The sequence below is a fragment of the Mesorhizobium sp. WSM4845 genome (genome assembly GCF_055811455.1).
In genome coordinates, this window is record NZ_JBVVQA010000073.1 from 1 (window position 1) to 2,194 (window position 2,194).

The window sequence follows — 2,194 nt, forward strand, 5'->3', positions numbered from 1 at the left end:
GGGCGAAACATTCCAGATACGCTGTTGAAGCATATCTCGCCGCTGAGTTGGGAACATATCAACCTGACAGGCATCTACACCTGGGACACCGAGCATCAGATGCCCAAAGGCTTTCGAACCCTTAGGCTACCGACCCCAACCCGGCGAGCCGCATGAGTTTCACGATCCGTTCGGGCTTAGCGCAAGATTTTGTACAGCTCTTGTCCTCACCCCAGATTGTGAGCTAAGGACACCTTTCGTCCTGACAATCATGGTATCCTGCAAAGAAGATGCGGAGTGGCAAGCGGCCAGTCGCTCGGACACTGGCTGCCTGTGGGAATGTCCACGAGGCGACACTTGGGTGAATTATATATGGGCACGTCGAGTAAGATGACGAGACGATATTTCGGAACGGACGGGATCCGGGGAGGGGCCAACAAATTTCCGATGACCGCCGAGGTTGCGATGAAGGTCGGCATGGCTGCCGGCCTGTCGTTCCAGCGCGGCCACCATCGCCATCGCGTCGTGCTCGGCAAGGATACGCGGCTGTCGGGCTATATGATCGAGAACGCGCTGGTCGCGGGCTTCTGTGCCGCCGGCATGGATGTGTTCCTGCTGGGGCCGATTCCGACGCCGGCGGTCGCCATGCTGGCGCGGTCGCTGCGCGCCGATATCGGCGTGATGATCTCGGCCTCGCACAACCCCTATTACGATAACGGCATCAAGCTGTTCGGCCCCGACGGCTACAAGCTGTCGGACGAGATCGAGATGCGCATCGAGGCGCTGCTCGACCAGGATGTCGACATTTCGCTGGCCGACGCGGATGGGCTCGGGCGCGCCAAGCGCGTGGACGGCGTGCACGACCGCTATATCGAATTCGCCAAGCGCACTCTGCCGCGGTCCATGTCGCTGGCGGGCCTGCGCATCGTGGTCGATTGCGCCAACGGCGCCGCCTACAAGGTGGCGCCGGCAGCGCTTTGGGAACTCGGCGCCGAGGTCATCACCATCAACAACGAGCCGAACGGCTTCAACATCAACGAGGAATGCGGTTCGACGCACCCGGTGGGCCTCTCCAAGAAGGTTCATGAAGTGCGCGCCGACATCGGCATAGCGCTCGATGGCGACGCCGACCGCGTGGTCATCGTCGACGAGAACGGCGCTGTCGTCGACGGCGACCAGATCATGGCGCTGATCGCCGAATCCTGGCATCAGAGCGGCCGCCTAGCAGGCGGCGGCATCGTCGCCACCGTCATGTCCAATCTTGGCCTCGAACGCTTCCTCGGTGAAGCCGGCCTGCAACTTCACCGAACCCAGGTCGGCGACCGTTACGTGGTCGAGCACATGCGCGCGCATGGGCTGAATGTCGGCGGCGAGCAGTCCGGCCATATCGTGCTGTCTGATTTCTCCACCACCGGCGATGGGCTGGTCTCGGCGCTGCAGGTGCTGGCCTGCATCAAGCGCCAGAACAAGCCGGTCAGCGAGATCTGCAAAAAGTTCGAGCCGGTGCCGCAGCTCCTGAAGAATGTGCGCTTTTCCAGCGGCGAGCCCCTGGAGACGGCACCCGTCAAGGCCGCGATCGAGGATGCCCGCAACCGGCTCGGCAAGTCCGGCCGCCTAGTGATCCGGCCTTCCGGCACCGAGGCCCTGATTCGGGTTATGGCCGAGGGCGACGACCAGAAGCTGGTCGAGACGGTGGTGAACGACATCGTCGGCGTCATGGCCGAGATCAAGACCGCTGCCTAGACGAGCGGCGATTGATGCGCCGATGGTCCTGCTCGATCCAATTGTTGAGGTACTTGCTCTTGCGGATGCGGATCGGCTTCAGCGCTCGTCGCGATCGATTCCGCAGACGGTGTTCGGCGTCGCAGGAAATGATCGCCTCATGATTGGTCGGGCTGCCGTCGATGACGATGCGATCCGGTCTGCCGTGGCGCTCCAGGGCCTTCCGGAAGAAGCGCTTGGCTGCCGGCAGGTCGCGGTGTTCGCTGAAGAAGAACTCGACCGTGTCGCCGACGCCGTCGACGGCACGATAGATACATCCATTGGCCGCGTATCTTGATGTATGTCTCGTCCATGTGCCACTTGCCGGTGACGGCGCGCTTGCCCGTTGAAGCGCTCCAGAAGCTGGGGCGAGAAGTGGACGACCCAGCGGTGCACAGTCGAATGGTCGACGTTCAGGCCGCGTTCGGCCATCATCTCCTCCGGACGCGCAGGC

Annotated in this window: 1 protein-coding gene and 1 pseudogene; one reads left to right on the forward strand and one right to left on the reverse strand. The window is 62.6% G+C overall.

Annotation, left to right across the window (positions count from 1 at the left end):
- Positions 1 to 369: 369 nt before the first annotated feature.
- The gene (gene glmM, locus AC0L2C_RS34015; RefSeq protein WP_473525509.1) at positions 370 to 1,722 is read left to right on the forward strand and encodes a phosphoglucosamine mutase; all 1,353 of its coding nucleotides are present in this window, start codon (positions 370 to 372) and stop codon (positions 1,720 to 1,722) included.
- A gap of 4 nt (positions 1,723 to 1,726) precedes the next feature.
- Here glmM and AC0L2C_RS34020 read toward each other — a convergent pair.
- Positions 1,727 to 2,194 (reverse strand): annotated as a pseudogene (locus tag AC0L2C_RS34020) (IS6 family transposase); the annotation flags it as partial.